The following is a 25,505-nucleotide window of genomic DNA, read 5'->3' on the forward strand; positions in this document are numbered from 1 at the left end:
TCCAGATCACTGCGCCGCGCGCTACTCGTGCAGGGCTCACGGTTCGAGGCAGCGGTCGGCCCGCTGCCAGCGCCGGCCGTCGGGAAAGCGCAGCCAGATGGTTTTCCAGGCGTTGCGGGTGCCACAGCCATGACGGTTGCTCAGACCCGATGGCGAGGTCGGCACACCGTCGCACAGGATTTGTTCGTGGTCCACCCGGGCGTAGGTCGAACGGCCGTGATAAATGCTGCGCAGCTCGGTGCCGTTGGGCAGGAACAGCTGCTTCCATTGGTAGCCTTTGGTGAGGTCGCCGCTCGTAGCCGGGGCGGCCAGTGGCGGCGCCGGCCGGGACGGCGCCTGCGCGCCTGGCGCAAGCAGGTCGGCGTCGGTGAAGGCGGTGTACTCTTCTTCCCCGTCGGCGCCGTCGTCATACCTGGGCGCCGGCGCCGGGGTGGTGGCGATCCAGTGGCGAATGAGCTCGCTCAGGATGGCCTCGGATTTGTCGCCGTAGTAGCCTTCGCCGGTGTGGGCGAGGAAGGCGTGGAACACTTTGCTCGGCAGGCCAAAAGGTACGTGGTGGTCCATTTTTTTGCTCCTCTAAAACCTCTAAAAGCTCTAGATCGTTCTAAATCACTAGAAAACGCTCTAAATCGCTCTAAAAAAAGTGGCGCCGAGGACATAGTTTGTCTATTTCGTCTATTTGCTCTAAAAGTCCTCTATGTTTTAGAGAGAAATCTAGCGAAATAGTTCGAAATCTAGCGAAATAGACGTTTTAGAGCTTTTAGAGGTGAGGGAAATACACCACCCCTATACACGCCGCGACCGGGGCAGCGACAGCGCTGTCGCGCGCAAGCCTGGCTTTTCAAAAAAATCTTTGTTTTTAGATAGCAATATTGCCAAAAACGAAGTATTGTTGTGATCGCACATCGCGTTACAGCAGAACGCTGCGCCGTCGCCCGGCACCGCGACGTACAATAAATTCAGGTAAGTGTTGTGTAAGACAACGGGAATATTTATTGCCTGTTGTTAATGGCTTTGGGTCGGACTACAATCGGGAAATTCACCTCAGTCGTGTCATTTTGCGGAAGTTGCTCATATGTCTTTTTTGTCCTCAGCTGCGCCCAAGTTGGCACCGTGGAAAGTCCTGTTGGTCGACGACGAACCGGACATTCATGACATCACCAAGCTGACCCTGAGCCGCTTCCGCCTGGACGGCCGCGCCCTCACCTTCCTGCACGCCTACAGCGGCGCCGAGGCCAAGGACGTGCTGGCGCGCGAGACCGACATCGCGCTGGTGTTCCTCGACGTGGTGATGGAGAAGGAGGACAGCGGGCTGGAAGTGGCGCGCTGGATGCGCGAAGACCTCAACAACCAGTTCACCCGCATCGTGCTGCGCACCGGCCAGCCCGGCCAGGCGCCGGAGGAACGCGTGATCGTCAATTACGACATCAACGATTACAAGGAAAAGACCGAGCTCGACCGCACCAAGCTGTTCACCACCACCTTCGCCGCCCTGCGCGCCTACCGCGACATCATGAAGGTGGAGGAGGCGCACCGCGCGCAGCTCAACTACCGCGAGGGCCTGGAGCGCGTGATCGCCGCCTCGGCCCACATCTTCCAGCAGCGCAACCTGAAGGACTTCGCCAACGGCCTGCTGCAGCAGGTGGTGGCCTTGCTGCGCCTGGAGCACAGCATGCTGCTGCGCCTGCGCGGCGCCACCGCCATCAGCGGCGAGAACGATTACGAGATCCTGGCCCAGATCGGCGACGACGAAGGCTCGCTGCTGACGCCGCAGGTGATGGCCCAGCTGGACGCCGCCAAGAGCAACAAGATCTCGCGCGTGGAGGGCGACACCTACATCGGCTACTTCCCCAACAACAGCGGCAAGGCCTCGCTGCTGGTGCTCAAGGGCGTGGAGGAAATCTCCGAGATCGACACCAAGCTGCTGGAAGTGTTCTGCTCCGGCGTCGCCATCGCCTTCGACAACATCCTGCTGAACCAGGAAATCACCGACACCCAGGCCGAGCTGATCCTGCGTCTGGGCGACGTGGTGGAGTCGCGCTCCAACGAGGCCGGCAACCACGTGCGCCGCATGTCGGAGGTGTGCCACCTGCTGGCCCAGGCCGCCGGCCTGCCGGAGGACGAGGTGGCGGTGCTGCGCCACGCGGCGCCGATGCACGACATCGGCAAGATCGCCACGCCGGACGCGGTGCTGCTCAAGCCGGGCAAGCTCGACGCCGCCGAATGGGAAATCATGAAGCAGCACCCGGCCGTGGGCCTGTCCATCCTGGACGGCTCGCAGCGCCCCATCCTGAAGGCGGTCGCCGTGATCGCCCACCAGCACCACGAGAAGTACGACGGCAGCGGCTACCCGCAGGGCCTGAAGGGCGAGGACATCCACCACTACGCCCGCATCGTGGCGGTGGCCGACGTGTTCGACGCCCTGATGCACAAGCGCTGCTACAAGGACGCGTGGCCGATCGAGAAGGTGGTCGACCACCTGCGCGAGGTGGCCGGCCATCACCTCGACCCGGTCTACGTGGACCTGCTGATCAGGAACATCGACAAGGCGCTGGCCATCAACGAACGCTTGCCGGATTGAATAAGCATATTAGCAATTGTTCGTAGGAACTGGATTTCCTTGCTCGTAAGATCGTGGTCTGTCTCATCAGACCACGCAAGGAAATCACGATGTACAAACACGCCCTCCCGCCCCTGCTGCTGTTGGCCGAGCTGCTGGCCGCGCTGCCGGCCGCGCACGCGCAAGACAGCGCCAATATCGACCAGGTCACCATCGTCGGCTCGCGCGCGCGCAACCGCACCGTGTTCGACTCGGCCGTGCCGATCGACCGCTTCGGCGCGCGCGAGGTCGAGAACGCACTGTCCAGCGGCGAGGTGGGCGCGGCCCTGCAGGCGCTGGCGCCATCGATCAACTTCCCGCGCATCGAATCAAGCGGCGCCTCGGACTCGGTGCGCGGCGTGCAGCTGCGCGGCCTGGCGCCCGACCAGGTGCTGGTGCTGATCAACGGCAAGCGCCGCCACGCCAGCGCCGTGCTGGACACCGAGAGCAGCTTCGCCGGCACGGTGCCGGTCGACGTCAACGCCATCCCGCCCGGCGCCATCGACCACATCGAGATCCTGCGCGACGGCGCCGGCGCGCAATACGGCAGCGACGCCGTGGCCGGCGTGATCAACATCGTGCTCAAGCAGCAGCGCACGGGTGGCTCGGCCTCGGTCAGCTACGGCGCCAACCACACGCGGTTCGAACCGACCGACGAACGCAAGACCGACGGCCAGACCAAAATCGTCAACGCCGACTACGGCGTGCCGCTGGGCGACGCCGGCTACCTGCGCTTCGGCGGCGAAAGCCGCAGCCGCAACCCGACCCAGCGCGCCGGCGCCAGCGACGCCGGCTGGACCTCGTGGAACGCCACGCCGGCCGACCTGGCGCTGGACGGCAAGGTGCTGTTCAAGTCGGGCGACTCGTCATCGCACAACAACTACGCCTTCTACAACGCGCTGCTGCCACTGAGCGAGGGCGTGGACGCCTACTCCTTCGCCACCGTCAACCAGCGCAAGTCGGACGGCAGCGCCTACTTCCGTTATCCGGGCGATCCGTCCAACGTGCCGGCGCTGTATCCGAACGGCTACCGTCCCGTGACGCACGGCGACGCCAGCGACGTCAGCGTGGTGGCCGGCGTGCGCATCGCCAGCGCCGGCTGGAACTGGGACCTGAGCGCGCGCCATGGCGGCAACATCTTCCACTACGACCTGAGCAACTCGGCCAACGCCTCGCTGGGCGCGCAAAGCCCGACCAGCTTCCATCTGGCCACCTTCGACTACCGCCAGAACGCCGTGAACGCCGACCTCACACGCGAGCTGAACTGGGGCGTGCCGGTCAATCTGGCGCTGGGCGCGGAATGGATACGCGAGACCTACATCAGTTCGCCGGGCGACGCCGCCTCCTACGCCGCCGGCCCCATCACCGACGCGCCACCGGGCGCGCAAGCCGGCCCCGGCCTGCGCCCGCAGGATGCGTTCGACGGCAGCCGCAACGTCAAGTCGGTGTACGCCGACATCGAAAGCGACCTGACCAAACAGCTGCTGGTGGGCGCCGCCGCGCGCTACTCGGACTACAGCGACTTCGGCAGCGCCAGCACCGGCAAGCTGTCGGCGCGCTACAAGTTCACCGAGCAATTCCTGCTGCGCGGCTCGGTGTCGAACAGCTTCCGCGCGCCGGCGCTGGTGCAGACCGGCTTCCGCTTCTCCACGCTCAACTTCAACAGCGACGGCAGCGGCTTGCAGACCGCCTCGCTGCTGCCGGCCAGCGATCCGCTGGCGCGCGCGTTTGGCGCGCGGGCGCTGAAGCCGGAAAAATCCACCAACCTGTCGCTGGGGCTGGCGTGGAAGCCGGCGCGCGCCACCAGCTTCACGCTGGACGGCTACCGCATCAGGATCAAGGACCGCATCACCCGCACCAGCGACCTGCAAAGCGACGCCGCCAGCGCCTACCTGGCCGGCATCGGCCGCAACGATATCCAGTCGGTGGCCTACCTGGCCAACCTGCTGGACACCACCACCACCGGCCTCGACGCCGTGCTGAACCACGACCTGACGCTCACCGGCGCCAAGCTGAACCTGAGCGCCGCGCTCAACCTGAACCAGACCCGCATCGACAGCGTGCACCAAAGCTCCGCCGCGCTGGCCAGCATCGATCCCGCGCTGACCGTGCTGACCGACGCCAGCCTGTTCCGCATCCGCAACGCCTCGCCCAGGAACAAGCTGGTGCTGGGCGCCGACTGGCAGGCGGCGGCATGGAGCGTGCAGGCGCGCGCCACCCGCTTCGGCCCGCTGAAGGACTTCTCGTACGACGACCAGGCCGAGCTGATCGACGGCGTGCACGCCCAGCGCTTCGGCGCCGTGTGGACGCTGGACCTGGAGGCGCAATATAAGATCAGCCGGCAGCTCACGCTGGCGCTCGGCGCCGACAACCTCCTCGACCGCTACCCGCAGCGCGTGCGCCAGACCAACAACGCCACCTACGGCGGCGCCCTGCCCTACAACTTCATCAACCCGATCGGCGTGAATGGCGCATACTTCTACGGCCGCCTGCGCTACACCTTTTAAAGGACCCCCATGAAAAAACTGCTGACCGCCCTCGCCCTGAGCGCCGCCCTGGCCGCGCCGGCCCACGCCGGCAAGAACGCCCTGGTGCTGCAAACCGACTTCGGCACCTCGGACGGCGCCGTCTCCGCCATGCGCGGCGTGGCCTACGGCGTCGACGCCGGCCTGACCGTGGCCGACCTGACCCACAACATTCCCGACTACGACATCTGGGTCGGCGGCTACCGCCTGTTCCAGACCGCGAACTACTGGCCGGAGGGCACGGTGTTCGTGTCGGTGATCGATCCGGGCGTGGGCACCACGCGCAAATCGGTGGTGCTGAAGACCAAGGCCGGCCGCTACTTCGTCGGCCCGGACAACGGTCAGTTCACCCTGATCGCCGAGCGCGACGGCGTGGCCGAGCTGCGCGAGATCGACGAGAAGGTCAACCGCCTGGCCGGCTCGGGCGAGTCCTACACCTTCCACGGCCGCGACGTGTACGCCTACGTGGGCGCGCGCCTGGCCTCGGGCGCCATCAGCTACGAGCAGGTGGGCCCGGCGCTGCCGGTGGACTCGGTGATCCGGATCCCGTACCAGAAGGCGGCGCTGGAGAACGGCAAGCTGCGCGGCATCGTGCCGGTGCTGGACGTCAAGTACGGCAACGTCTGGACCAATATTCCGAAGTCGCTGTTCGAGCAGCTGGGCGTCAAGGAGCACGAGCCGGTGCGGGTGCGCATCTTCCACAACAAGAAGCTGGTCAACACGGTGGTGGCGCCGTACGAGCACACCTTTGGCGGCGTGGCCAAGGGCAAGCCGCTGGTCTACCTGAACAGCCTGCTCGACGTGTCGCTCGCCCTCAACCAGGGCAATTACGCGGCCAAAAACAAGATCGACTCCGGCGTGGAGTGGGAAGTGGAAGTCAGCAAGGCGAAGTGATGGGACGCGCCTCTGTCTGAAGGCGGAGGCGGCGAAAAAGCGGGATGTTCCCTGCTAGTATCGGCGCTTTTCCAGTCCAGAAAGGAACATCATGAAATCCCGCCTCATACTCGGCGCCGCCGCCGTGGCCGCCGCCCTGGCCTTCCCTTCCGCCTTCGCCGCGGACGCCAAACCGACCGTGGTGCTGGTGCACGGCGCCTTCGCCGACTCGTCCAGCTGGGACGGCGTCACCGCCAGGCTGGAAAAGGATGGCTACACCGTGATCGGCGCCGCCAACCCGCTGCGCAGCGTCAAGTCCGACGCCGCCGCAGTGGCGTCGGTGCTGAAAAGCGTCAACGGCCCGGTGGTGCTGGTGGGCCACTCGTACGGCGGCTCGGTGATCAGCGCGGCGGCCGTCGGCGCCGCCAACGTCAAGGCGCTGGTGTACGTGGCGGCGTTCGCGCCGGAAGCCGGCGAGACGGTGGTCGGCCTGTCCGGCAAATTCCCCGGCAGCACGCTGGGCCCGACGCTGGCGCCGCCAGTGGCGCTGGCCGATGGCGGCAAGGACCTGTACATCCAGCAAGCCAAGTTCCACAGCCAGTTCGCGGCCGACGTGCCGGAGGCCAAGGCGCGCCTGATGGCCGCCGGCCAGCGTCCGATCACCGACGCCGCGCTCAACGAGGCGTCGCCGGCGCCGGCCTGGAAAACCATTCCTTCGTGGTTCGTCTACGGCAAGGCCGACAAGAACATCCCGGCCGCCGCGCTGGACTTCATGGCCAAGCGCGCCAACGCGAAAAAGACGGTGGTGATCGACGGCGCCTCGCACGTCGTGATGACCTCGCACCCGGCCGAGGTGGCCAGGCTGATCGAGGAAGCCGCCGGCGCCAAATAAGTCAGTGCTGGGTTTCCTGCTGCTTCACCATGCGCTCGGTCATGGAACGCAGTGATTTGAGCGCGTTGGCGACGAATTCGATTTGCTTGTCGTCCTCCGCGCGCTGGGCATCGAACGGCGGCAGCGGCATCTGGAAGGGATTGGCGTTGGCCTCCGCGTCGGCCGAGGCTTGTTGCTCGGCGTAGGCGGCGTAGCCATCGCCGCTGTCGGTCGCCACCGTGTCCGGGGCGCCGCCGTCGGGCGCGGCCTTCAGAATGCCGGCCGCCTGCTTCAACTGGCTGGCCAGGTCCTTCAGCTGCTGCAGCACGGCCTTGGCGTCCTTGCCACCAAACAACAGCAGCATGCGCCGCAGGGCGTCGATCTGCTTCTTGATCTCGGCCACGCGCTCGCGCGCCAGGGCCTTCTGGTCCTGGTCGGCGCGGCGCGACAGGGCGTCGATCGCCTCGGCGTTCTTCTTGGCGATCTCCAACTGCTTTTGCAGCAGCTCCAGGTAGGAGTCCGTGCCGTCGTTGAAGCCGGAAGCGCTGTGGATGGTTATCGGTTGCATGATCTATCTCGCAAAAGGCTAGTCACTCTGCAAGATACAGGCGACGTGAACGGCCTTCGCGTTAAACTCATGCTATTCCAACAAGCCATTGGCCGGCCATGAACCAGACGCTCTCCCGCCCAGTAAAGATCAGCTCCTACCTGGTGACGCTGTTACTGGTGGCCACGCCCACCTTGCTGATCTGGCATCATTTTGGCATGACCAGGACGCTGGAGATTTCCGCCCGCCAGCCGCACGGGGTCAGGCTGGCCGACGACCGCAAGGAATTGAACGGCGATTCGGTGTCGACGCTGACACGCACCGACGACGCGCTCACCATGCACTGCCAGCCGGGGGCGACCCAGGTGGTGTACCGGTTCTGCAAGATGCAATTCCTGGTGGGCGACCCGATCAGGGGCGTGGACTTTTCCCAGTTCGAGACGATCACCTTCGACCTGCGCTACAGGGGCGAGCCGCAAGTCATCAAGCTGCACCTGATGAACTTCGAGCCGGAGCTGTCCGTCGCCGGGGACTGGAACTCGCAGCGGTTCAACGAGGCCGAAATCAAATTGCCGCCGCAGCCGGTCTTCACGATTCCGCTCAACGTCCTGCACACGGCGGAGTGGTGGCGGAGCTCGTACAAGGTGCCCCTATCCCAAAGCTACACGCGGCTGGACCACGTCACGGCCATCGAGCTGTCCACCGTGACGCTCACGCCCGGGCAACCGGTCGCGCTGGAGCTGCGCTCGATCAAGTTCCGCGGCAAATGGATATCGAAGACCAACCTTCTGATGGGCCTGGTCTCGGCGTGGATAGGCTGCGGGCTGCTGGGCTTGTCGCTGGGCCTGCTCCACCTGCGCTTCAGCCTGTCGGCCAGCAACTCGCGCCTGGACAGCCTGACCGCCATCGACCGCGAACGCAAGGCGGCCGAGGCGGCGCGCGAGGCGGCGCTGGCCGAGGCGCTGCGGCTGGCGCGCCAGCGCAGCAACTTCATCGCGCAGATGAGCCACGAACTGCGCACCCCGCTCAACGCCATCATGGGCTACGCGCAGCTGCTGCGGCGCGACGGCCACCAGCTGACCGAACAGCAGGCCACCAGCCTGGCCACCATACACGAGAGCGGCCAGCATCTGCTCACCCTCATCAACGACATCCTGGACCTGGCGCGGGTCGAGGCCGGCAAGATGGCGTTGTACCCGGCCGCCACCGCGCTGGCCGCGTTCCTGAAGGGGGTGGCCGACATCGTGCGCGTCAAGGCCGAGGAAAAAGGCCTGGTCTTCCACTACGAGCTGGCCGCCGGCCTGCCGGACACGGTGATCATCGACCAGACCCGCCTGCGCCAGGTGCTGCTCAACCTGCTCGGCAACGCCGTGAAGTTCACCGATCGCGGCACGGTCTCGCTGCGCATATTGCCGGCGCCGGCGGCGCCGGCAGTCGTCGACGGCCAGCCCGCCGCCGGCTTGCGCTTCGAGGTGACCGACAGCGGCATCGGCATGAGCGCGCAACAACTGGGGCGCGTGTTTCAGCCGTTCGAACAGATGGGCAACATGGAGCGGCGCGAGGGCGGCGCCGGCCTGGGCCTGGCCATCAGCCAGCAGCTGGTGCGCCTGATGGGCGGCGCCATCGCGGTCGTCAGCGAACCGGGCAAGGGCAGCACGTTCTGGTTCGACCTGCTGGCGCCGCTCGCCGCCGGCAGCCCGGCGGGCGCGCGGCCGCCGCACGCCATGGGCGCCTATGAGGGCGAGCGCAAGCGGTTGCTGATCGTCGACGACGTGCCGCAAAACCGCGCGATGCTGGTGGCCTTGCTGCAGGCCACCGGCTTCGTCGTGGCGGCCGCCGAGAACGGCCTGGAGTGCCTGGTCCTGCTGGACAGCTTCCAGCCCGAGCTGATCGTCATGGATGTCATGATGCCTCTGCTCGACGGCAACGAGACCACGCGCCGGATACGCGCCATGCCGGCGTGGCGGCGCACGCCGATCATCACGGTGACCGCCAGCGCCAGCCCGGAGGACGCCTCGCGCTCGTACGCGGCCGGCGCCGACGCCTTCCTGGTCAAGCCGATCGACCACGACGCCCTGCTGCACACCATCGGCACGCTGCTGTCGCTGAGCTGGATCGCCGGGGCCGACGCGGCGGAGTCCGCCATCCCGGCCGACGACGCCGGCGCCCCGCTGGCGGTCCCGCCGGCGCCGCAGATCGAGGCCCTGTGGCAACTGGCGCAACTGGGGAACATGCGCGAGATCAGGAAGTGGGCCGACCACCTGCAAACCCTCGATCCGGCCTACGCGCCCTTCGCGGCGCGCCTGCACACGCTGGCGCGCGGCTACCAGTCACTGGCGCTGAGCGCCTTCGTCGCGCGCTACCGCGAGGACGCCGCGCCCGGCGATTGACCTCACTTGCGCTTGACCTTCGGGAAGCGCAGCCTGTAGTGCAGGCCCATGCCGGGCGCGCTGGCCACCTTGACGGTGCCGCCCAGCGCGCCCGTGACCAGGTTGTACAGGATGTGCGCGCCCAGCCCGCTGCCGCCCGAGCCGCGCTTGGTGGTGAAGAAGGGATCGAACAGCTGGGCCAGCGTGCCGCTGTCCATGCCGGCGCCGTCGTCGCTGTACTCGAAGTCGACGAAGTCGCCGTCGACCTTGCCGCTGATCCTGATCTTGCCCGACTGCCCCTCCTCGAAACCGTGCACCAGCGAGTTGACCACCATGTTGGTGACGATCTGCGAGATGGCGCCGGGGAAGCTGGCCATGTTGATGTGCTCGTCGCAATCGATCTCGACCTGGATCGGCTTGCCCTTCAGCTTGGGCTGCAGCGACAGCAGCACCTCGTCCAGGTACTTGCGCAGGTTGAAGCTGCGGATATCGTCGGACGACTGGTCCACCGCCACCTGCTTGAAGCTGCGCACCAGCGCCGCCGCGCGCTGGGTGTTGGTGGTCATGATCTTGAGCGACTGGTCGATGATGTCGAAGAACTGCGTCAGGCCGTCCTCGTCCAGGGTGCCGTTGGCCAGGTCCTCGCGCGTCAGCTTGAGCTCCTCCACCAGGTGGCTGGTGGCGGTCACGCAAATGCCCAGCGGGGTGTTGATCTCGTGCGCCACGCCGGCCACCAGCCGCCCCAGCGAGGCCAGCTTCTCCTGCCGCACCAGCTCGCCCTGGGCGTCCTTGAGCGAGGTCAGCGCGTTTTCCAGCGCGGCGTTCTGCTCCTCCAGCTGCTCCTTGGACAGGCGGATCTGGCGGTCGGCCTGCAGGCGCGCGATGGCCACCGCCACGTGGCTGGCCATGAAGGCCAGGATGTCGAGGTCGGCCTGGGTGTATCGCACCGTCGCGTCGTAGCTTTGCACGATGATCACGCCATAGGCCACGTCGCCCAGCAGCATGGGCGCGCCCATCCAGCTGTGGATGTCGACATTGCCCAGCGGATGCTCCATCTCGCCGCTGTCGACCAGCGCCTTGAAGCCGGCGCGGTCCAGCAGCATGGCCTGCTTGCGCTGCAGCACATAGGACGACATGCCGATGCCGTAGTCGAAGCGCTTGACCGGCGCCTGCTCGTCCTTCTCATCGACGAAATACGGGATGCTGATCTCGCGCGTGTCCGGGTGGTACAGCGCCATCAGGAAATTCCTGGCCGGCAGCAGCTCGCTGATGATCTGGTGCAGGCGCATGTTCAGGCGGCTGCCGCCGGTGGCGGTGGCCGACAGGTTGGCCAGCTCGTACAGGCCGCGCTGGATGTTCTCGGCGCGGCGCCGCTCGGCCACCTCGTGCTGCAGCTGGGCCGTGCGCTCCTGCACCGCGCGCTCCAGCCGGTCCATGCTCTGCAGGCCTTGCAGCGCGCTGGAGACATGGTTGGCGATCAGGGCGAACAGGGCCTGGTCCTCCTCGCTGAACGTGTGCTGCTTGTCGTAGCTCTGGATCACCACCGCGCCCAGCACCTGGTGATTATGGTCGAACAGCGGGCAGCCCATCCAGTGCTCGGCCACGGTGCCGATGCCGAAGCCGGCGTTGTCCTGCCGCTTGGAGTGGTGCTCGGCGGCGGTCATGACGATGCGCTCGCGGCTCAGGAGCACGGCCGCGGTGGGCGATTCGCCCGCCACCAGCTCGAACAGCTCGTCGCGGCTGGGGGGCTCGTCCACCTCGTCGACGTAGTACACAAAGCGCACCAGGTTGGGCGGGCCGTCCTCGTTGCTCAGCGCGACGAAGAAGTTGGCGGCGTACATGATGCGGCCCAGCGCGGCATGCACGGCCTGCAGGAATTCACTGATATCGGTGCAGCTGCTGGATTTCTGCCCGATCTCGAGCAGCACGGTTTGGACGGCTTCCAGCCGGGAGAGTCGACTTTCCATCAATTTTCCTATGTTATGGCGATGCGGTACATGCGCATAGGAAATACTAGCAGGTCCGGCCCGGTGTCGGCCAGCGCCATGATGAAGCCGGAGCCGGGCGGCGCGCGCCGCCCGGCTTGCGCGGTTGCGCGCGGACGTCTACTTACGCGGCGTCCTGGGATTTACGGCGACGCGCGGCCACCGCGCCAACCAGGCCCAGGCCGCCCAGCAGCATGCCGTAGGTGGCAGGCTCGGGTACGGCGGTCACGGTGGCGCTACCGGTGTAGGCGCCAGCCGCTTTCGACAGCACGGTGCCGCTCACCAGCAGGAAGTAGTTGCCCGCGGCCAGGGGGCCGGAGGTCAGTTCCCACTGATCGGTTTTGCCGGTCGACAGCTGCGTGCCTTTCAGCACCAGGCCATCGTCGTTGAACAGGCTCAGACCCAGGATGTCCAGGCCGTTCTTGGCGTTGCCCGACGACGAGAAGGTGTCGGCAAAGATCGAGCTGCCTTCGCTCAGGGTGAAGGTGTAACGTTCGGCGAAGGTGTTGGCGGCGTTGTTGCCGGTGAACAGATGACCGAAGATGTCGCCGCCGCTGCTCAGGTCCAGCGCCACGTCCGGATTGCTGATATCGGCCGCCATGGCGCCCTGCGCCATCAGGGCCGCGCCGGCCACTACCACTGCGCTTGCGATGCGTTTTGCTATTTTCATGAAACCTCCTGTTGTATAAAAAAAACGGTGTGGGTACACCGCTCGAGGAGGTTCCAAATTTATCAGCTGAGCTCGTAAAAAACGGGGGCGCACGATTGGATGTTACAACCGCTTACACGTTTTCTTAATGAAATCTTAATTCTATTCAAGCATTGGAGCTTTCAAGAACTAAGTTACAATTAAGCCAATCTTAAGGCTTTTTAAAGCCATTTTCTATCCACATGGAAGCAGATGTTACGGTGAGTTTAAAGTTGGGAGCGACGCGCGCCCGGCCGAGCTGCTCGCCGTACTGGTCGAACGCGCTCAGGGTGGCGTAGGGATCGTCCTCGTCGGGCGTGATGTCGAGGCAGACCCTGACCGGGCCGGCATCGGTGCCGACGCTGACATGCTTGTGCAGCTGGGCGTGCAACTGCTGCTCATGGCGGCGGATCACCTCGCTGGCGGTCTTGACCAGGGTGTTGAAGGCGTTGACGTCCAGCGGCTTGGGATTTTTCTTGTCGCGCCCCATGGTCCACGGCCCCACCAGCGCCGGCTCCGGCTCGCCATCCTTGATCATGGCCACGGCCCAGCCGTCGTCGTCCTCGTTCTTGATCACGCGCGCGGTCCAGCCATTGCCCTGCCACCGGCGGTCCTCCTGCACCGGCGCGTCGCCGCCGGCCTCGGGGTAGTCGTTACTCATACTTATGGTCGTTTCGAAAGAAAAGTCGGGGTGGAATAATAAGCGGCTAGCACCGCAACAACAATAGGAACCGGCAATGAAACGCAAGATTTTTCCCGCCCTGCTGGCCGCCCTGTGCGGCGGCGCCTGCGCCCAGGACGCGCTCCAGATCTACGGCCGCCTCAACGTCGGGCTGGAAAGCGTGCAAAACGCCGGCGCGCGCGTCTCGCGGCTGAGCAACAACCGCTCGGTGCTGGGTTTCCGCGGCGAGGAAGAGGTGGGCGGCGGCGTCAAACTGCTGTTCCAGATCGAGGGCACGCTGTCGCCCGACACCGGGGCCGGCAGCCCGGCCGCGCGCGACACCCGTGTCGGCCTCAGCGGCGCGGCCGGCACCCTGTTCGCCGGCAACTGGAGCACGCCCTACAACGGCGCCAGCGCCGGCCTCGATCCCTACTACCCCACCACGGCCGGCTACATGAGCATCATGGGCAACGGCTCGGCGGCCAGCGTCAACAACACCAGCGACACCTCCTCCTTCGACCGCCGCCAGCAAAACAGCGTGCACTACTGGACGCCGGTGTGGAACGGCCTGCAACTGCGTCTGGCCCGCGGCGTGGGCGAGGAACGGCCGGCCAGCGGAGCCAGGCCGTCGCTGAGCTCGGGCGCGCTGGTGTACGAGCAAGGCGCGTGGTACGCCAGCGCCGCCTACGAGCGCCATCACGCGTACCAGGGACCGGGACTGAACGACAGCGCCGCCAAGCTGGCCGCCGCCTATCGCTGGGGCGAGACCCGGGTGGCGCTGGCGGCCGAGCGGCTGCGCTACGAAACGCCGGCCGGCACGCTCGAGCGGCACGACGCCTACCTATCCATCACGCGGCAGATCGGCCGCCACGGCGTCAAGCTGAGCGTGGGCCACGCCGGCGATGGCGGCGGCAGCGCGCCGGACGGGACCACCATCGGCTTTGCCCGCAAGGGCGCGGCCACCGGCGCCACCCACGCCACGCTGGGCTACGACTACACGCTGTCCGGGCGCAGCGCCATGTACGCGTATTACAGCCATCTCTCCAACCGGCGCAACGGCGTGGTGGACTTCGCCATCAACAGCCTGGGCGCGCGGCCGGGCGCCACGCTCAAGGGCGTGGTGCTGGGGCTGCGGCACAATTTCTGAGGCCAGCGCAAAAGCCCGCAAGGCATGCGGGCGGGGGGGAACCTCAGTCGACCTCAGCAGGTCATGCAAGGTGGCCGCTCGGTAATGGGCGGCTTCAGCGGCGTGATGCGCGGGTCGATGGCCGGCTCCGGCATCTGGTAGCTGAACGGCGTGATGATGATAGGCGGAATGGTGGGAGGCGCCGAGGGCGGGCCTTTCGGGCCGCCGCCGGACAGGCGCTGGGCGCTGCGCTGGCGCCGCGTACATTGACGTACCGAGGGGATCGATTGCCCCTCGCTCATTGCTAGCCAAGCCATGTTCATGCCCTCCATGTGCAAGTGAGATTATCAGTGTAGACCACCATGCCTTTAAATCAAGGTCAACTCCGGGGTCAGGTCCTCCATTTCTACACGAGCTCCGCCGTAGCCCTCGGCTACGGCGGAGCTCGTGTAGAAATGGAGGACCTGACCCCGGAGTTGCGCGTTTCATCCCGCGATTCCGCCGGTCTGTCGCAATCCGGTGGCCGCCGCGCGGCGCCATCGGTACAGTTCAACCATGCCAAACGGCATCACAACACAACGAACCGGGGTAACGCCATGAATAGCAAAGCCAAAAAACTGATCTTCGCCACCCTCATCTTCCTGCTGGTAGTTGCCGCATGGCAGTCGATGTTTGGCGACGGCATGACTGTGAACATCGACGGCGACGAGATCGACGGCCCGCTGGGCGCGCTGCTGGCGGTCACCTTCGGCGGCGCCGGCATGCTGCTGGCCGGCGTGATCATGACCTGCGTGGCGATCTTCCTGTGCGTGCTGTTCGCCAGCCTCGGCATCCTGGCCGTGTTCGGCGTCGGCCTGGCGGCCGTGGTCGCGGTGGCGGTGGTCTCGCCCCTGCTGCTGCCGCTGCTGATCCCGATCGGCCTGTACTGGTTGTTCGTCAGCCGCCCGCGCAAGCAACGCCTGCAGGCCACGATGCAACAAGCGGTCTAAGGTTTCAACCGGAAGCGGCCGGGACCTGATGCCCCGGCCGGTCCGCCCCCGCCGCCATCACCTCCACCCGGTTGCGGCCGCCCCGCTTGGCGCGGTACAGCGCCTGGTCCGCGCGGATCAGGGCCGGGTCGCCACCGGGCGCCGCCCCGCCCATCACCGCGATCCCGATGCTGACCGTGACGTCCAGCGCGCGCCCATCGTCGAGCCGCATCGGCGTCCGCTCCACCCGCTGGCGCAGACGCTCGGCGAACACCGCCGCCGCGTCCAGCTCGGTGCCCGGCAGCAGGATCGCGAATTCCTCGCCGCCGATGCGGCCCAGCATGTCGATCTTGCGCTGGCCGTCGCGCATCAGCTCGGCCAGCTGGCGCAGCACGGCGTCGCCGGCCGCGTGGCCGTGCTCGTCGTTGATGCGCTTGAAGTGGTCGATGTCGAGCAGCAGCACCGCCGCGCAGGCGCCGATGTCGCGCCGCAGCCGCCCCTCCTCCTCCCGCAGGCGCGCCATGAATTCGCGCCGGTTCGGCAGGCCGGTCAGGAAATCGGTGGTGGCCAGCACGCGCAGCTCGTCGTCCATGCGGCGCCGCTCGGTGATGTCCAGCGTGGAGACGATCACGAAATCGAGGCTGTGCGTATGGCCCGGCATCACCAGCAGCGTCAGCTCGTTCAGGCGCGCCACGCCGTCCAGCCGCTCGAAGCTGCCCTCGCACGCGAAAAAATGCTGGCCCCGCGCCAGCGCGCTGACCACGCGGGCGAAATTGGGCAGGGCGGCGGCGTCGAAGTTTTGCGCCAGCGTCAGCTCGCCCACGTCCTTGCGCCCGGGCGGCGCGCCCACCTGCTCCAGCGCCGCCGCGTTGACGTCGAGAATGCGCACCAGCGAGGCCAGCCGCCGCAGCTGGCTCGGGTTGGCCTGCAGGTAGGCGGCCAGGTCGTCCACGCCCGACAATTCCAGCTCGGCCAGCGCGTTGCGCACCGCCGACCAGTCCTGCTCCCACAGCGCCACCGGCGCGTGGTCGTACAGGCTGCGGAAGCGCGCCTCGCCGGCGCGCAGCGCCAGCGCCGCCCGCGCCTGCTCGATGGCGATGCCGGCCAGCCGCGCGCCCTGCTCGATCAGCGCGATGTTGGCCAGGCTGGGCAGGCGGGCCTCGCGGTGGTAGATCGCGAACGTGCCCAGCACCGCGCCGCTGGCGCTGATGATGGGGTCGGACCAGCACGACCCCAGCCCCGCCTGCAGCGCCACGTCGCGGTACTCCGCCCACGACGGCGCGCTGCGGATGTCCTCCACGATCACCCGGCTGCGCGTCAGGATGGCCTGGCCGCAGGCGCCCAGCCCGCCGCGGATGGACTTGCCATGCACGGCGGCGTTGAAGAAGGCCGGCAGGCTGGGCGCCGCGCCCACCAGCAGGTGCTCGCCATCCTCGTCCAGCAGCAGCACGCTGCACAACATGTCCTCGTGGTCGGCCTCCACGCCCTGCACCACGCTTTCCAGGATGGTTTGCAGCGGCGCGCCGGTGGCCAGCAGCTCCAGCACGTGGCGGCGGGTCTGCTCGCGCCGCTCGATGCGGGTGCGCTCGGTGATGTCGCGGAACGACCAGATGCGCGCCGCCTCGCTGCCCAGCTGCAGGCCGCGCGTGTGGCGCTCGATCGCGCGCCCATCCTTCAGGTGCAGCACCTCGTGCTCCTCCGCCAGCGGCGCGCCGCGCTGCACGCCCGGCAGCGTCATCTGCGCCGGCTCGTCCAGCCGCAGGCCGCCGCCGGGATGCCGCAGCTGGGCGCGCATATGGGCCATCAGCACCGCGCCGTCGCTTTGCCAGTCGAGGTGCTCGGGCACGTTCCACAGCTCGCGGAAACGACGGTTGGAGTTGAGCACCGTGCCGCGCAGGTTGTCGACCAGGATGCCGTCCACGGTCGAATCGAGAATGCTGCGCAACATGGCCTGGCTGCGCTGCGCGCTGTCGGCCAGCACCATCAGCGTGGCCTGGCCCTCCTTCAATTCCTCGGCCAGCGTGACGCTGCGCCGCTGCCCTTCGCGCGCGCGCACCCGGCCGCGCGACAGCAGCCAGGTCAGCCACGCCAGCAGGGCGCTCAGCGCCACGCCCAGGCCGCCGATCTGCCGCGCCTTGTCGCCGCGCCCCGCGCCTGCCGCCGGCAGCATGGCGATGCGCAGCGTCCAGCGATGGCTGGCGATGCTGATCTGCTGGCGCGTGAAGCGCAGCGCGTGGCTGGCGTTGGGCGCGCTGTCGTACATCAGCTCCGCCGGATCGACGCTGTCGCCGTCGTAGATTTCCACGTCCAGCGCGGCCGCGCGCGGGCCGCCCAGCCCGGCCATCAGGTCGCCCACGCGGAATGGCGCGTACACCCAGCCGCGGATGGCGGCGCGGCGCTCGGCCAGGGTGGCGGTCGGTTGCGGATGGTTGTACAGCGGCAGCGCCACCAGGAAGCCGGCCTGCTCCGGCGCGCCGCCCTCCTGCACCAGGCGGATGCGCGCGCTCATGGCGGGCAGGCCGGAGTCGCGCGCCTGCTCCAGCGCGGCGCGCCGGCGCGGCTCGGAGGCGGCGTCGAAGCCGAACGCGCGGCGGTTGCTGTCGCTGAACGGCTCGATGTAGACGATCGGCGCGTACCAGTCGCGCTGGCCGGGCGGGAACACGCGGTAGTCGGGATAGCCGCCGCGCCGCACGATGGCCTGGTGCGCCTCCAGCTGGCGCGGCCCGATCAGCTGCATGTAGCCAACGCCGTGCACGCCGGGGAAGTGGCGGTTCAGTTCCTGCCCGGTGAGGTAGGTGTGGAATTCGTCGCGGTCGACGTGCTGCGAGCTGGCGAACAGGCCCTGCACGCCATACAGCGCCTGCACATAGGTTTGCATCCGCTGGTCGAGATTGTTGACCAGCTCGCGCACGCGGCCGTCGAAATCGGCCTGCGCATCCTGCTCGGCGTCGACGCGGGCGCCGTGCCACAGCACCGCCGTCACGCCCAGGCAACCGCCCAGCACCAGCACCGGCAGGACCGCTGGCGACAGCAGCTCCTGCAGCACGCGGCCGAGCCGTGCCTGGGCGTCGCCGGCCATCTACCCCTCCGTGCCCACGAACTGATGGTAGCCGCGCGCGCGCAGGGCGCAGGCCGGGCAGGTGCCGCAGCCATAACCCCAGTCGTGCAGCGCGCCGCGCTCGCCCAGGTAGCAGGTGTGGGTGCCGTCGCGGATCAGGTCCACCAGCGCCTGGCCGCCCAGTTCTTGCGCCAGTTCCCAGGTCTGTTTCTTGTCGCGCCACATGAGCGGCGTCTCCAGCTTGATGCGGGTGTCCATGCCGAGGTTGAGCGCCACCTGCAGCGCCTTCATGGTGTCGTCGCGGCAGTCCGGATAGCCGGAGAAATCGGTCTCGCACATGCCGCCCACCAGCACCGTCAGGCCGCGGCGGTAGGCCACGGTGGCGGCCACCGTCATGAACAGCAGGTTGCGGCCGGGGACGAAGGTGTTCGGCAGGCCGTTGGCCTGGGTCTCGATGGCGATATCGTGGGTCATCGCCGTGTGCGAGATGGCCGAGATCAGCGACAGGTCGATCATGTGGTCCTCGCCCAGCCTGGCGTCCCAGTCGGCCGAGTGGGCGCGCAGGCTTTGCAGCAGCTGCGGGCGCACCGTCAGTTCAACCGCGTGGCGCTGGCCATAGTCGAAACCAATGGTTTCAACGCGCGCATAGTGTTTCAGCGCCCAGGCGAGACAGGTGGTGGAGTCCTGGCCTCCGCTAAACAGGACCAGGGCGGAATCGGTAGGCAGCATAGTTTTTTCCAGATGAAGCAATATTATTAGTACGCCATCTTTTGGGCCAATCCGGTAACATGCGCAAAGCGCAAATCTACTTGGAGTTTCATGTTACCGGCATCGCCAGCAAAAAAATGGACAGGATCACGAATTTTGGCACAAGTTGTGGCAAAAGGGTCCGGCTGCCTCGGCGCGGCCATCCTGAGCGTGGCGGCCCAGGCGGCGGACGGCCTGCAATACGAGGTGCGCATCGATGCCCCCGCCGACGTGCGCGCGCTGCTCGAACATAACCTCGACCTGGTGCGCTTCCGCGGCAACGACCGCATGGACCGCGAGCAGCTGCAACGCATGGTGCGCGTGGCGCCGGAGCAGATCCGCACGCTGGTGGCGACCGACGGCTACTATTCCCCGGTGGTGAGCGCGCGGCTGGACCGCGATACCGGCACGCCGCTGGTGCTGGTCAAGGTGGAGCCGGGCGAGCCGGTGCGCGTGGGCGAGGTGGACCTGACGCTGCAGGGCTTCGCCGCCAACCCCGACCAGCCGGCCGACAAGCGCTTCGACGTCAACGCGCTGAAGGCCGGGTGGCCGCTGAAGAAAGGCGCGGTGTTCCGCCAGGAGGATTGGGAGTCGGCCAAGCGCGCCACCTTGCGCTCGGTGGTGCAGACGCGCTATCCGCGCGCGCAGCTGGTGGAGAGCCAGGCCACGGTGGATCCGGAGGCGCACCTGGCCAACCTGCGGGTGGTGATCGACAGCGGCCCCGAGATGCGCTTCGGCGAGCTGCGCATCGAGGGCTTGAAGCGCTACCCGGCCTCGGTGGTCAGCAACCTGAATCAGATTCGTCCCGGCGATTATTACAGCGAGGCGGCGCTGCAGTCGTATCAATCGCGCCTGCAGGACACCGGCTATTTCGCCAGCGTGGACGTCAGCGCGGACATGAGCGCCATCCTCAACGAGCAGTTGGACGCCGCCGCCATGACGCCGGAACAAAACGCCAGCGCGCCGATGGCGCCCCTGCCGCTGCTGGTGCGCGTGGTGGAGAACAAGCGCAAGAACGTCAGCGCCGGCCTGGGTTACTCGACCAACACCGGCAACCGCGCCTCGCTCACCTATGACGACCTGTCGGTGTTCGGCCTGCGCATGAAGAGCGCGCTGACGCTGGAGACCAAGAAGCAGACCGCCAGCAGCAATTTCTACTTCCCGGTCACGCCGGAAGGCTACAACGACAGCATCGGCGCCTCGTTCGAGCGCAGCGACATTTCGGGCGAGGTGACCAGCGTGGCCAGCATCGCCGGCAAGCGCACCTGGGGCACGCCGCTGCTGGAGCGCAGCCTGACGTTGGAGCTGCTGACCGAGACCAAGACGGTGGGCGGAGTGCCGTCCAGCCAGAGCAAGAGTTTGCCGCTGACGTACGGCGTCACCTGGCGCAAGCTGGACAACCTGCTGTTCCCGACCAAGGGCTACGCCCTGAACGCGCAGGTGGGCGGCGCGCTGTTGCCGATATTGACCGATGAGGCGTTCGTGCGCGGCTATCTGCGCGGCGTGGCCTATCTGCCGCTGGGCACCAGCTCGAACGCGATCTTCCGCGGCGAGGCCGGCGCGCTGGCTTCGCGCGACAAGAGCGGCGTGCCGGCGGTGTATCTGTTCCGCGCGGGCGGCGACCAATCGGTGCGCGGTTACGCCTACCAGGAGCTGGGCGTGCCGGTGGATGGCGCGATCACCGGCGGGCGCTATCTGGCCACCGCCAGCGCCGAGTACCAGTACTGGTTCAAGCCGCAGTATGGCGCGGCGGTTTTCTATGATGCCGGCAACGCCGGCGACACGGTCAGCGCCCTGCATCCGAAGTCCGGCTACGGCGTCGGCGCGCGCTGGAAAAGTCCCGTGGGGCCGATTAATGTCGACGTGGCGTATGGCCACGCGGTGCACAAGTATCGTTTGCACTTCTCGTTGGGGTTCACTTTCTAATGGCAGATCAAGAGGACAAGGCGCAGGCGGTGGCGGCACCGCGACGCTGGCCGCGCCGGCTGGCGATCGGCTTCGCGGCGCTGGCGGTGCTGTTGTTTGGCGCGTTCTGGCTGCTGGGGCGGGAATCGACCCTGCAGCAGTTGATGCAGCGGATCGCCAACGCCAGCGGCGGGCAGATCGCGGTCAGCGGCGTCAGTGGCTCGCTGTATCACCGCATGCACATCGATAAGCTGGTGTATCGCGACAAAGGCACGGTGGTGACGGCGGAGCAGATCGACATCAACTGGTCGCCGCTGCAGTATTTCTCCGGGGGGCTGACGATCAGCGAGCTGCACGCGCGCAGTCTGGTGGTGCAAAGTTCAGGCCCTTCCGAGCCGGCGAAGATGCCCGAGTCCCTGGCCTCGCCGATCCGGCTCAGCATCTCCGACGGGCGACTCGACAAGCTGACGCTGACCAGCGAGGCGGGTAGCAACGTGATCGAGCGCCTGCGCTTCCAGCTCGATGGCGATCGCACTGCGTGGCGCTTGCAACAAGCGTCCGCGCACACGGCGTTTGGCGATATCCAGGCTGACGCCACCATCGCCGGCTCCAGGCCGTTCGCGCTGCAAGGCAAGGCCACGCTGGCTTACGGCACGGCGCCGGCCGGCGCGCGGCTGGCGGTGCAGCTGGCCGGCGACCTGTCGCTGATGACATTGAAGGCGCAGGGCGCGGCGAACGGCGCGAGCGGCGAGGCGGTGGTGGCGCTGGCGCCGTTCGACGCCATCATCCTGCATGCGCTCGACCTGACCGGCCGCGATCTCGACCCGGCCGGCTTCGACGCCAGCTGGCCGCAAGCCAAATTCAGTCTCAAGCTGAGCGCGGCCATCGCCAGGGACCAAAAACTGTCCGGCCAGTTCGCCCTGCTCAACCAGGGCAAGGCCGCGCCGCTCGACCAGAACGGCCTGCCGCTGCAGGCATTCAGCGGGCGCCTGGACGGCACCCTCACCGCCTCCCTGCTGGACAATGTGCTGCTCGACCTTGGACCGGCCGGCAAATTCACCGGCGGCGGCAAGGTTCAGCGCAGCGGCCCGGAAGCCGGCATCGACGCGGCCACCTTCAAGCTGCACACCGACCGCATCGACCTGAAGAACCTCCACACCAGCATCAACAAAACCGCCGTCGCCGGCGACATCACGCTCACCAGCACGCCGACCAGGCAAACGCTGGCCGCCGCGCTGGCCGACAAGGGCCTGCGCCTCGACCTGCAAGCCTCGCTGGCCAACGCGCTGCTGCAACTGCATCAGGCGCGCCTGCAGGCGAAGAAAGGCAGCATCAGCGCCACCGGCCAGGCCAGCCTGAAAGACAAGCAAACCTTCACCGCCAAAATCAGCACCGATCATTTCGATCCATCGGCGCTGGGCACCGGCTATCCGATCGCGGACCTGAACGCCGACATCAACGCCAGCGGCGCGCTGGCACCGGCGTGGCAGGTGGCGGCCGGGTTCCAGATCAAGGCCAGCAAATTGATGGGCCAAACCTTCACCGGCACCGGCAAGCTGAATGCCGACGCCCGGCATATCTCCGGCGTCGACGCGCACCTGTCGCTGGCGCAGAACACGGCGGATGTCAGCGGCAACTTCGGCGCGCCGGGCGAGCAGTTGCGCTGGAAGGTCGATGCGCGCCAGCTGTCTGCGGTGAACAGCGATCTGCTGGGCGCGATCGCGGCCAGCGGCATCGTCACCGGCAGCATGGGCGCGCCACGCGGCAGCTTTGAAGCCGATGCGCGCGGCCTGGGCTTCGCCTCCGCCAAGCGGCCATCGGACAGCCTGATTCACGCCGCCGGCGACGTGGCCGTGGTCAAGGGCACGCCGGAGCTGAAACTGAACGGCAGCATACAGCGCTTGAATCCCGCGTCGTTCGGCGCGGCGCAGGCGGGCGCCGTCAACGCCACCTTCAGCGCCGACGCGCGGCTGGCCGACGACTGGCGCGCGGGCGTGAACCTGGCCTTGCAGCCATCGACGTTCGCCAATGCGCCGCTGTCGGGATACGCGAAGCTGACCGCGTCCAAGGGCAGCGTGAGCAATGCGGACGTGGACTTGCGGCTGGCGTCCAACAGCCTGCAGGCCAAGGGCAGCTTTGGCAGCGCGCTCGATAAGCTGGAATGGAAGCTCGACGCGCCGCAACTGGGCGCGCTCGGGCCGCAGTTCGGCGGCGCGCTGTCCGCCAGCGGCACCTTGTCCGGCACCAGCGCGCGGCCGGCGCTCGCGCTCACGCTCAACGGCAGCAAGCTGCGCGCGCCCGGACAGCAGGAGATCGGCGGCATCAAAGGCAGCGCCACGCTCGGCAACACGATCGCGATGGCCGGCGGCGCAGCTCCGGCTCCGGCTCCGGGGCGTTCGCGCGACACGCGTGCGGCGGCGCGCGCGGGCGCGGGGGCGGACGTGATGGCCGATGTGCCGCTCGTCAGCGACATCGAGATCACACGCTATGTCTCGCCGGCCATCTCGCTCGACAAGGCGCGCCTGCAGACCAGCGGCACGCGCTCCGCGCACGTGATCCAGCTCAGCGCCAGCAACCCGGACTTCGACGCCGCCATCCGCGTCAAGGGCGGCTGGGCCGACGACAGCTGGACCGGCGCCATCGACACCCTGCAAAACCGCGGCCGCTTCGCCCTCACCCTGGCCGCGCCGGCGCCGCTGAAACTGGTCGCGCCCGACGGCACCGGGGTGGCCGGCCTGCTCAAGCCCGAGCAGATCGCGCTGGGCGCCACCACCATCAACCTGCCCGCCGGCTCGGTGCGCGTGGATTACCTGGAAAAGAACGGCGCCACCTGGCGCAGCAAAGGCCAGGCCGCCGGCGTGCCGGTCAACTACCTGGCCCAACTCTCCGACGCCTGGCGCGACAACGTCCGCAGCAATATGACCATCGGCGCCGACTGGGGCATCAACCTGCAGGCCGCCACCCGCACGCTGGCTGGCGGCGTCCACGTCTACCGCGAACAGGGCGACCTCACCATCGTCGGCGCCGACCTGCCGCAAGCGCTTGGCCTGCGCACGCTGGACGCGCGCGCCGACGTCACCGACGGCACCCTGCGCGTACAACTCAATGTCGACGGCACCCGCGCCGGCCAGGCCAGGCTCGATGGCAGCGCACAGCTGCACGACGGCCGCTTGGCCGACGACAGCGGCTTCACCATGAGCGGCAGCGCCAACATGGGTTCCCTCGCCTGGCTGGCGCCGCTGGCCGGCCAACCCGGCCTGGAAATCGACGGCACGCTGAAGATGGCCATCAGCGGCAGCGGCACCATCGCCGCGCCACAGCTGAACGGCGACATCACCGGCGACAAGTTAAGCGTCAACTGGCTGGACCAGGGCATCAAGCTGCGCAACGGGCAGCTGCAAGCCCACCTCACCGGCGACCAGCTGCAGCTGCAAAAGCTGGCCTTCGACGGCGCCCAAGGGCGCGCCCAGGCCGATGGCTGGATACGCTACGCCAGCAACGAGGCCACCATGCAGCTCAAGCTCAGCGCCGACAAGCTGGAGGTGCTGTCGCGCCCCGACCGCATCCTCACCATCAGTGGCACTAGCAGCCTGACACGCGACGCCAGGCACTTCCAGCTGGACGGCAAATTCCGCGCCGACCGCGCCAACATCGAACTGGCCGGCGCCGACACGCCCACGCTGAGCGACGACGTGGTCATCGTCGGCAAAGGCAAGGCGCCGGTCAAGGCGCCGCAAGGCATGCCGCTCAATATCGACGTCGAGGCGGATCTCGGCAACGACTTCAAACTCAAAGGCAAAGGTCTGGACGCCGAACTGGCCGGCACGCTGCGCATCCGCGTCGCCGACCGTCGTCCGCCGCGCGTCAACGGCAGCATCCGCGTGGTCAGCGGCACCTACGCCGCCTACGGGCAAAAACTGGTGATCGACCGCGGCGTGATCAACTTCACCGGCGCCTACGACAACCCCGGCCTCAACATCCTGGCGGTGCGCCGCCGCCCGGAAGGCGAGGCGCTCAGCGAAACCAACGTGGAAGCGGGCGTGGAGGTGCGCGGCACCGCGCTGGCGCCGCAGGCCAAGCTGGTCTCCACGCCGGCGGTCTCGGACAGCGACAAGCTGGCCTGGCTGGTGCTGGGCCATGGCATCGACAACACGGCCGGCAACGACATGGCCCTGCTCAGCACCGCCGCTGGCGCGCTGTTCGGCGGCGCCGGCCAGGGCAAGCTGGCCAGCGCGCTGGGCGTGGATGAACTGGGCGTGGGACAAGCGGCCGGCACCTCAAGCGCCGGCGCGGCGACGGGATTGCAGAACACCGTGGTCACGGTCGGCAAGCGCCTGTCCTCGCGCGCCTACCTGAGTTTTGAGCAGGGCGCGAGCACCGCGACCAGTCTGGTGAAACTCAAATACAAGCTGAACCCGCGTATCACGCTGCAGTTCCAGACCGGCACCAACAACGCGCTGGACGTGCTCTACACCTGGGCGTTCGACTAGCTGGGATTGTGATCGGGGACAGGATCATCCTGCGGCGCCGGATGCGGCACATTCGGCGGCGCGGGATCGTCCACGGGCACGACGGGATCGGGG

The 25,505-nt window shown here is 67.4% G+C and carries 17 protein-coding genes; 9 read left to right on the plus strand and 8 right to left on the minus strand.

The genetic code is table 11. The features are described from left to right. Positions 1–36 precede the first annotated feature (36 nt). Positions 37–564 carry a hypothetical protein gene (locus tag FHW83_RS07605; protein WP_176645764.1) on the minus strand — a complete coding sequence of 176 codons (528 nt, stop codon included), beginning with the start codon at positions 562–564 and terminating at the stop codon, positions 37–39. A 511-nt stretch (positions 565–1,075) separates the two neighbouring features. On the opposite strand from FHW83_RS07605, the gene FHW83_RS07610 reads away from it, so the two are divergent. From FHW83_RS07610 to FHW83_RS07625, 4 genes are all read left to right on the plus strand, one after another. Continuing rightward, positions 1,076–2,581 (plus strand): response regulator, encoded by a 1,506-nt coding sequence (locus FHW83_RS07610; RefSeq protein ID WP_176645765.1) that lies wholly within the window; start codon positions 1,076–1,078, stop codon positions 2,579–2,581. Positions 2,582–2,670: 89 nt separating this feature from the next. Then, on the plus strand, positions 2,671–5,106 hold the full coding sequence (locus FHW83_RS07615; protein WP_176645766.1) for a TonB-dependent siderophore receptor: 2,436 nt from the start codon (positions 2,671–2,673) through the stop codon (positions 5,104–5,106). 9 nt (positions 5,107–5,115) lie between these two features. Then, complete coding sequence (locus FHW83_RS07620; protein ID WP_176645767.1) at positions 5,116–6,018, plus strand: S-adenosyl-l-methionine hydroxide adenosyltransferase family protein; 903 nt, start codon at positions 5,116–5,118, stop codon at positions 6,016–6,018. Between the two features lie 91 nt (positions 6,019–6,109). Then, complete coding sequence (locus tag FHW83_RS07625; RefSeq protein ID WP_176645768.1) at positions 6,110–6,889, plus strand: alpha/beta fold hydrolase; 780 nt, start codon at positions 6,110–6,112, stop codon at positions 6,887–6,889. Between the two features lies 1 nt (position 6,890). Here the strand turns inward: FHW83_RS07625 and FHW83_RS07630 are convergent, their stop codons facing one another. Next, positions 6,891–7,436 carry a hypothetical protein gene (locus tag FHW83_RS07630; protein WP_176645769.1) on the minus strand — a complete coding sequence of 182 codons (546 nt, stop codon included), beginning with the start codon at positions 7,434–7,436 and terminating at the stop codon, positions 6,891–6,893. 98 nt (positions 7,437–7,534) lie between these two features. Here FHW83_RS07630 and FHW83_RS07635 point away from each other — a divergent pair, with 98 nt between their 5' ends. Next, positions 7,535–9,805: an ATP-binding protein gene (locus FHW83_RS07635; protein ID WP_176645770.1), complete on the plus strand. Its 2,271-nt coding sequence runs from the start codon at positions 7,535–7,537 to the stop codon at positions 9,803–9,805. 2 nt (positions 9,806–9,807) lie between these two features. Here FHW83_RS07635 and FHW83_RS07640 read toward each other — a convergent pair whose 3' ends face one another. The 3 genes from FHW83_RS07640 to FHW83_RS07650 all read right to left on the minus strand — a co-directional run bounded on the left by FHW83_RS07640 (position 9,808) and on the right by FHW83_RS07650 (position 13,118). Beyond that, positions 9,808–11,751, minus strand: a complete 1,944-nt coding sequence (locus tag FHW83_RS07640) for a GAF domain-containing sensor histidine kinase (RefSeq protein ID WP_176645771.1) — start codon at positions 11,749–11,751, stop codon at positions 9,808–9,810. A 142-nt stretch (positions 11,752–11,893) separates the two neighbouring features. Further along, entirely contained in the window at positions 11,894–12,439 is a 546-nt protein-coding gene (locus tag FHW83_RS07645; RefSeq protein WP_176645772.1) for an FxDxF family PEP-CTERM protein, read from the minus strand. 190 nt (positions 12,440–12,629) lie between these two features. Beyond that, complete coding sequence (locus FHW83_RS07650) at positions 12,630–13,118, minus strand: hypothetical protein (RefSeq protein WP_176645773.1); 489 nt, start codon at positions 13,116–13,118, stop codon at positions 12,630–12,632. A 76-nt stretch (positions 13,119–13,194) separates the two neighbouring features. On the opposite strand from FHW83_RS07650, the gene FHW83_RS07655 reads away from it, so the two are divergent. Beyond that, entirely contained in the window at positions 13,195–14,265 is a 1,071-nt protein-coding gene (locus FHW83_RS07655; RefSeq protein WP_176645774.1) for a porin, read from the plus strand. A gap of 53 nt (positions 14,266–14,318) precedes the next feature. On the opposite strand, the gene FHW83_RS07660 is transcribed toward FHW83_RS07655, so the two are convergent. Continuing rightward, positions 14,319–14,561 (minus strand): hypothetical protein, encoded by a 243-nt coding sequence (locus FHW83_RS07660; protein WP_176645775.1) that lies wholly within the window; start codon positions 14,559–14,561, stop codon positions 14,319–14,321. A 279-nt stretch (positions 14,562–14,840) separates the two neighbouring features. On the opposite strand from FHW83_RS07660, the gene FHW83_RS07665 reads away from it, so the two are divergent. After that, positions 14,841–15,233 (plus strand): hypothetical protein, encoded by a 393-nt coding sequence (locus FHW83_RS07665; protein ID WP_176645776.1) that lies wholly within the window; start codon positions 14,841–14,843, stop codon positions 15,231–15,233. Positions 15,234–15,237: 4 nt separating this feature from the next. Here the strand turns inward: FHW83_RS07665 and FHW83_RS07670 are convergent, their stop codons facing one another. After that, complete coding sequence (locus FHW83_RS07670) at positions 15,238–18,291, minus strand: CHASE domain-containing protein (RefSeq protein WP_176645777.1); 3,054 nt, start codon at positions 18,289–18,291, stop codon at positions 15,238–15,240. Beyond that, complete coding sequence (gene queC / locus FHW83_RS07675; RefSeq protein ID WP_176645778.1) at positions 18,292–18,999, minus strand: 7-cyano-7-deazaguanine synthase QueC; 708 nt, start codon at positions 18,997–18,999, stop codon at positions 18,292–18,294. A gap of 90 nt (positions 19,000–19,089) precedes the next feature. Here queC and FHW83_RS07680 point away from each other — a divergent pair, with 90 nt between their 5' ends. Both FHW83_RS07680 and FHW83_RS07685 read left to right on the plus strand, forming a co-directional pair. Further along, positions 19,090–20,943 (plus strand): autotransporter assembly complex family protein, encoded by a 1,854-nt coding sequence (locus FHW83_RS07680; RefSeq protein WP_176645779.1) that lies wholly within the window; start codon positions 19,090–19,092, stop codon positions 20,941–20,943. Next, the gene (locus FHW83_RS07685; protein WP_176645780.1) at positions 20,943–25,412 is read left to right on the plus strand and encodes a translocation/assembly module TamB domain-containing protein; all 4,470 of its coding nucleotides are present in this window, start codon (positions 20,943–20,945) and stop codon (positions 25,410–25,412) included. Before FHW83_RS07680 ends, FHW83_RS07685 begins: the two co-directional genes overlap by 1 nt. The last annotated feature ends 93 nt before the right edge of the window (positions 25,413–25,505 follow it).

Source organism: Duganella sp. SG902 (assembly GCF_013376005.1).
Taxonomy (GTDB): Bacteria; Pseudomonadota; Gammaproteobacteria; order Burkholderiales; family Burkholderiaceae_D; genus Rugamonas.

Excerpts from the sequence above, each read along its gene's own strand:
- FHW83_RS07605 (WP_176645764.1), bottom strand. The coding sequence starts at position 564 with ATGGACCACCACGTACCTTTTGGCCTGCCGAGCAAAGTGTTCCACGCC.
- FHW83_RS07610 (WP_176645765.1), top strand. The coding sequence starts at position 1,076 with ATGTCTTTTTTGTCCTCAGCTGCGCCCAAGTTGGCACCGTGGAAAGTC.
- FHW83_RS07615 (WP_176645766.1), top strand. The coding sequence starts at position 2,671 with ATGTACAAACACGCCCTCCCGCCCCTGCTGCTGTTGGCCGAGCTGCTG.
- FHW83_RS07620 (WP_176645767.1), top strand. The coding sequence starts at position 5,116 with ATGAAAAAACTGCTGACCGCCCTCGCCCTGAGCGCCGCCCTGGCCGCG.
- FHW83_RS07625 (WP_176645768.1), top strand. The coding sequence starts at position 6,110 with ATGAAATCCCGCCTCATACTCGGCGCCGCCGCCGTGGCCGCCGCCCTG.
- FHW83_RS07630 (WP_176645769.1), bottom strand. The coding sequence starts at position 7,436 with ATGCAACCGATAACCATCCACAGCGCTTCCGGCTTCAACGACGGCACG.
- FHW83_RS07635 (WP_176645770.1), top strand. The coding sequence starts at position 7,535 with ATGAACCAGACGCTCTCCCGCCCAGTAAAGATCAGCTCCTACCTGGTG.
- FHW83_RS07640 (WP_176645771.1), bottom strand. The coding sequence starts at position 11,751 with ATGGAAAGTCGACTCTCCCGGCTGGAAGCCGTCCAAACCGTGCTGCTC.
- FHW83_RS07645 (WP_176645772.1), bottom strand. The coding sequence starts at position 12,439 with ATGAAAATAGCAAAACGCATCGCAAGCGCAGTGGTAGTGGCCGGCGCG.
- FHW83_RS07650 (WP_176645773.1), bottom strand. The coding sequence starts at position 13,118 with ATGAGTAACGACTACCCCGAGGCCGGCGGCGACGCGCCGGTGCAGGAG.
- FHW83_RS07655 (WP_176645774.1), top strand. The coding sequence starts at position 13,195 with ATGAAACGCAAGATTTTTCCCGCCCTGCTGGCCGCCCTGTGCGGCGGC.
- FHW83_RS07660 (WP_176645775.1), bottom strand. The coding sequence starts at position 14,561 with ATGGCTTGGCTAGCAATGAGCGAGGGGCAATCGATCCCCTCGGTACGT.
- FHW83_RS07665 (WP_176645776.1), top strand. The coding sequence starts at position 14,841 with ATGAATAGCAAAGCCAAAAAACTGATCTTCGCCACCCTCATCTTCCTG.
- FHW83_RS07670 (WP_176645777.1), bottom strand. The coding sequence starts at position 18,291 with ATGGCCGGCGACGCCCAGGCACGGCTCGGCCGCGTGCTGCAGGAGCTG.
- queC (WP_176645778.1), bottom strand. The coding sequence starts at position 18,999 with ATGCTGCCTACCGATTCCGCCCTGGTCCTGTTTAGCGGAGGCCAGGAC.
- FHW83_RS07680 (WP_176645779.1), top strand. The coding sequence starts at position 19,090 with ATGTTACCGGCATCGCCAGCAAAAAAATGGACAGGATCACGAATTTTG.
- FHW83_RS07685 (WP_176645780.1), top strand. The coding sequence starts at position 20,943 with ATGGCAGATCAAGAGGACAAGGCGCAGGCGGTGGCGGCACCGCGACGC.